We start from the raw sequence: 4,981 nt of genomic DNA on the forward strand, positions 1-4,981 counted from the left end.
ACGCGCGCGGCTTTGAGGCGCTGCTGGCCTTCGCCGCCGATCTCCTTAAGCACCAGATGGCGCCGGTAGCGCGCGATTTCGTCTTGGGTGAGCATGGGCTCAATCTATGCCTTGCGGGCAGAAGCTGCCAGGGCGCCTAGCCGGTGGAGCCGAAACCGCCACCGCCGCGCGTCGTGCCGCTCAGCGCGTCCGCCGCGACGATCTCCACATGGGTCACCGGCGCGATGACGGCTTGGGCGATGCGGTCGCCGCGCTGAATGAGAAACCGCTCGCTGCCGAGGTTAATGAGCAGCACCTTCACCTCGCCACGGTAGTCCGCGTCGATGGTACCAGGGCTGTTCAGCACCGTGATGCCGTGTTTGAGCGCGAGGCCGGAGCGGGGCCGCACTTGCGCCTCGTAGCCTTGGGGTAATTCGAAGACGAGCCCGGTCGGCACCAGCACGCGATCGCTCGGATCGAGGAAGAGGGCACCATCCTCGGGCACGGCAGCCAGCAGATCGAAGCCTGCGGCGTGTTCCGACTGGTAGGCGGGAAGCGGCAGGCCCTCGCCGTGCGGGAGGGCCAAGATCCGGAGCGTGACGCTCATTCGGCCGCCGAGCGCACGCTGGACAAGGACTCGGCCGCCCGCGCCAGAAGGCGCGCCGCCATCTCGTCCTTGCTCATGGCCGGCCAATCCTCGACGCCCGCGCCGGTCACGAGATGCACTTGCGTGCGGTCGCCACCCATGATGCCGGTCGCGGCCGACACGTCGTTGGCGACGATCCAGTCCGCCCCCTTGGCACGGCGCTTCGCACGCGCGTGGTCCACGACGTTTCTCGTCTCGGCGGCGAAGCCGATGACCAGCTCCGGGCGCTGCGGCCCTGGAATGGCGATGGTCGCCAGGATGTCCGGATTCTGGGCGAGGCTCAGCGAGACATCGGCGCCGCGCTCTTTCTTGAGCTTCTGCGCGGCTTCGGCACTCGCGCGCCAATCGGCGACGGCGGCGGCGCAAAGGGCGATATCGGCGGGAAGCGCGTCGAGCACCGCGTCCAGCATCTCTTGGGCCGTCTCGACCTTGACCGCGTTCACGCCTCGGATGTTGGGCAAATTCACCGGACCGGAGACCAGCGTCACGCGGGCCCCGAGAGCAAGCGCGGCGCGCGCCAGCGCATGGCCCTGCTTGCCGGAAGAACGGTTGGCGATATAGCGCACGGGATCGAGCGGCTCGTGGGTGGGGCCCGAGGTGATCAGCACGTGACGGCCGGTGAGCGGGCCCTTCTGCTTTTCGGAAAGAAGCCGCGCGATGGCGCTCACGATCGCTTCAGGCTCTGCCATGCGGCCGGGACCGAACTCGCCGCACGCCATCTCGCCTTCGTCGGGGCCCACGAAGTGAATGCCGTCGGCGCGGAGCGTCGTGACGTTGCGGCGCGTCGCCGGGTGCTGCCACATGCGCACGTTCATGGCGGGCGCCACCAACACACGCTTGTCGGTGGCGAGCAGCACGGTTGAGGCAAGATCGGAGGCCGTGCCCGTCGCCATCTTGGCGAGCAGGTCGGCGGTCGCAGGCGCCACCACGACGTGATCGGCTTCGCGCGACAGGCGGATGTGGCCGATCTCCGCCTCTTCCTTGAGATCGAACAGGTCTGTGAAGGTCTTCTCCTCGGACAGCACGGAGAAGGAGAGCGGCGTGACGAACTCGGCGCCACCTTTCGTCAGAATGACGCGCACGGATGCGCCCCCCTCTTTCAAGCGGCGGACGAGCTCCAGCGCCTTGTAGGCGGCGATGCCGCCCCCGACGATCAGAAGGATGCGCTTTCCTTGCACTTTCGTCTTGCTCCGCGTCATTCCCAGGAAGTCGGAAATCCAGTCGCCACGACCTTAGCAATAATGGTTTGATGGTGGTTACTGGATTGCCCGGCCCTTCGCCCGCCGAAGGCTTCTGATTGAGGGCTTCAATTACCACAGCTTCGGGCCGCAGGCGGGTCAAGCCGGGCAATGACAATAAATAGGGTTAGCAGGGCCCTCAAAACAGAAGCGCGAACGCGATGGCGACGAGCGCGGCGGCGCCGACCCAGATGCCGGTCCGGCTCCAGCGGTCCTTATGGGCTTGCGCCTCGGCCAGCCGCTCGACGCTCCGGTCGTCCAGGTGCAAGCCGTCCTCGACCATGGCCCCGAACGCGTCCACCGTACGCTCGGCCTGAAGCAGGAGCCGCGGCAGATCGCCCACGAAACGGCCCACGGAAGCGGCGCTTTCGGCGGCCTGCTCCAGCCGCGCGCCGGCGCCCAGCTGACTCTCGAGCCATTCCTTGGCCACCGGTTCGGCCACCACCCAGATGTTGAGATCGGGATCGAGGCTGCGGCCCACGCCCTCGACCACCACCATGGTCTTCTGCAGCAGGATGAGCTCGGGCCGGGTCTGCATGTCGAAGACCTCGGTGTACTGGAAGAGCTGGCCGAGGAGCTGCGCGGCCGCGGCTGCACCTCGCGCATCGGTTTCTTCCTGCACACACCCTTCCCGTCGCCCGAGATCTTCGCGGCCATACCGGGTCAGAAGCGTCTCGGCAACGCGCTGATGGTTTACGACGTGGTCGGCTTCCAGACCTGCTCCGACCGCGACAATTTCCGCCGCTATGTCGCGGCCTCGCTCGACGGCGAACCGCTGCACGGCGACCGCATGGCGGCGCAAGGCGAGACCACCACCGCTTCGGTGTTTCCCATCGGCATCGACGCGACCGCCTTCCGCAAGCTGGCCGAGGCGGAGAGCAGCAAGGGCCCCATCCTTCCCGACCTCGGCGAGGGCATGAAGACGATCATCGGCGTCGACCGCCTGGACTACACCAAGGGGCTGCCCGAGCGCTTGCGCGCCTTCGAGCAACTGCTCGAGGAGTTCCCCGAGCATCGCGGCAAGGTGCGGCTGGTGCAGATCGCCCCGCCGACGCGCGAGATCCTGCCCGTGTACCAGGAGATTCGCGAGGACGTGGAGCGCTTGGTGGGCCGCATCAACGGCCGCTTCGGCGACCTGCGCTGGACGCCGGTCACCTATATCCATCACGGCGTGCCGCAGGACATTCTGACCCGGCTCTACCGCGAAGCCGCCGTCGGCCTCGTCACCCCGCTCAGGGACGGCATGAACTTGGTCGCCAAGGAATATATCGCCGCGCAAGCGCCCCAGGACCCCGGCGTGCTCGTCTTATCCCGCTTCGCCGGCGCGGCCGAGCAACTCCGCGAGGCGCTCCTCATCAACCCGCACGACATCAACGAGATGGCGCGCGCGCTCGACCGCGCGCTGACCATGCCACGCCAGGAGCGCTGGGCGCGCCATAACCGGCTGTGGCAGCGGATCGAGACCTACGACCTGGCGAATTGGCGCGACAGCTTCATCCAGTCCTTCGCCGAGTCCGACACCGACCCGGTGAAGCTGTTTTCCAAGAAGCTTGGGGCAGCCTAATCTTTAGGCGGCGCTATCTCGCCTGGTGGGGACCCGCGTGACTGAGCGCGGCCCCGTGCCTCTAGTCGCGAGGCTTGAAGCCCCTTACTTTCGACGGAGGTTCCGCCTATCAAGGCGACCTTCGAGACGTCATCGCCCGGCCCCCCAGCCTTACTCGAGTTGTCAATGATCGATCGCAACGACCGGCACTGGTACAAGAACGCCGTCATCTATGAGCTGCACATCAAGGCGTTCTTCGATTCCGACAATGACGGGGTCGGAGATTTCGCCGGGCTCATGCAGAAGCTCGACTATCTCCAGAACCTCGGCGTCACAGCGATCTGGCTGCTGCCGTTCTATCCGTCGCCCTTGCGCGACGACGGCTACGACATCGCCGACTACACCTCGATCAATCGCACCTACGGCACCATGCGCGACTTCCGCCAGTTCGTGGCGGCGGCCCACGACCGCGGCATCCGGGTCATCACCGAGCTGGTGGTCAACCACACCTCCGACCAGCATCCGTGGTTTCAGCGGGCGCGCAAGGCAAAGCCGGGCTCCGTGTGGCGCGATTACTATGTGTGGAGCGACACCGACCAGAAATATCCCGGTACGCGCATCATCTTCCTCGACACCGAGACATCCAACTGGACCTGGGACCCGGTCGCCCAGCAGTATTTCTGGCATCGCTTCTATTCGCACCAGCCGGACCTGAACTACGACAACCCGCGCGTCCTTGCCGACATCCTGCGCGTGTTGCGCTTCTGGCTCGACATGGGCGTCGACGGCCTGCGTCTCGACGCGGTGCCCTATCTCCTGGAGCGCGAGGGCACCAATAACGAAAATCTGCCCGAGACCCATGAGCTCCTGAAAAAGTTCCGTGCGGAGCTCGACCAGCGCTATCCGGACCGCATGCTGCTCGCCGAGGCCAATCAATGGCCGGAGGATACGCGCCCCTATTTTGGCGACGGCGACGAGTGCCACATGGCGTTCCACTTTCCGCTGATGCCGCGCATCTTCATGGGGCTCGCCCGCGAGGACCGCTATCCCATCACCGACATCATCAGCCAGACGCCGCCGATCCCAGAGGATTGCCAATGGGCGATCTTCCTGCGCAACCACGACGAGTTGACGCTGGAAATGGTGACGGACTCCGAGCGCGACTATTTGTGGGAGACCTACGCGACGGACCAGCGGGCGCGGCTCAATCTCGGCATCCGGCGGAGGCTCGCACCGCTTCTCGACACGACCGGCGCAAGATCGAGCTTTTGACGGGGCTGCTGCTCTCCATGCCCGGCACGCCGGTGCTCTACTACGGCGACGAACTCGGCATGGGCGACAATTTCTATCTCGGCGACCGGGACGGCGTCCGCACCCCCATGCAGTGGTCGGCCGACCGCAATGGCGGTTTCTCCCGCGCCGATCCGCAGCGGCTCTACCTGCCGCCGATCATGGATCCCATCTACGGCTACGAGACCGTCAACGTCGAAGCCCAGGAGAAGCACGCGAGCTCGCTGTTCAACTGGACCAAGCGCATGATCGCCGTGCGCCAAACCCATGAGGCCTTCGGCAACG

General features: G+C 66.0%; 4 protein-coding genes and 2 pseudogenes. 2 read left to right on the plus strand and 4 right to left on the minus strand.

The features are described from left to right. The 4 genes and pseudogenes from AUC71_RS21575 to AUC71_RS21580 form a co-directional block, all read right to left on the minus strand. Nucleotides 1-95: pseudogene (locus AUC71_RS21575) on the minus strand (thiamine biosynthesis protein ThiF); the annotation flags it as partial. Between the two features lie 41 nt (nucleotides 96-136). After that, the gene (dut, locus tag AUC71_RS16275) at nucleotides 137-586 is read right to left on the minus strand and encodes a dUTP diphosphatase (protein ID WP_069625101.1); all 450 of its coding nucleotides are present in this window, start codon (nucleotides 584-586) and stop codon (nucleotides 137-139) included. Then, nucleotides 583-1,824 (minus strand): bifunctional phosphopantothenoylcysteine decarboxylase/phosphopantothenate--cysteine ligase CoaBC, encoded by a 1,242-nt coding sequence (coaBC, locus tag AUC71_RS16280; protein ID WP_069625102.1) that lies wholly within the window; start codon nucleotides 1,822-1,824, stop codon nucleotides 583-585. The genes dut and coaBC overlap by 4 nt, the downstream gene beginning before the upstream one ends. Nucleotides 1,825-2,002: 178 nt before the next feature. Beyond that, a complete protein-coding gene (locus AUC71_RS21580; RefSeq protein WP_069625103.1) occupies nucleotides 2,003-2,485 on the minus strand; it encodes a hypothetical protein in 483 nt (160 codons plus the stop codon). Between AUC71_RS21580 and AUC71_RS16290 the strand changes: the two genes are divergently transcribed. Both AUC71_RS16290 and treS read left to right on the plus strand, forming a co-directional pair. Continuing rightward, complete coding sequence (locus tag AUC71_RS16290) at nucleotides 2,480-3,427, plus strand: alpha,alpha-trehalose-phosphate synthase (UDP-forming) (protein WP_244501015.1); 948 nt, start codon at nucleotides 2,480-2,482, stop codon at nucleotides 3,425-3,427. The two genes, AUC71_RS21580 and AUC71_RS16290, sit on opposite strands and share 6 nt — an antisense overlap. Nucleotides 3,428-3,592: 165 nt before the next feature. Next, a pseudogene (treS, locus tag AUC71_RS16295) lies at nucleotides 3,593-4,981 on the plus strand (maltose alpha-D-glucosyltransferase); the annotation flags it as partial.

The sequence above is a fragment of the Methyloceanibacter marginalis genome, from assembly GCF_001723295.1.
Classification (GTDB): domain Bacteria; phylum Pseudomonadota; class Alphaproteobacteria; order Rhizobiales; family Methyloligellaceae; genus Methyloceanibacter; species Methyloceanibacter marginalis.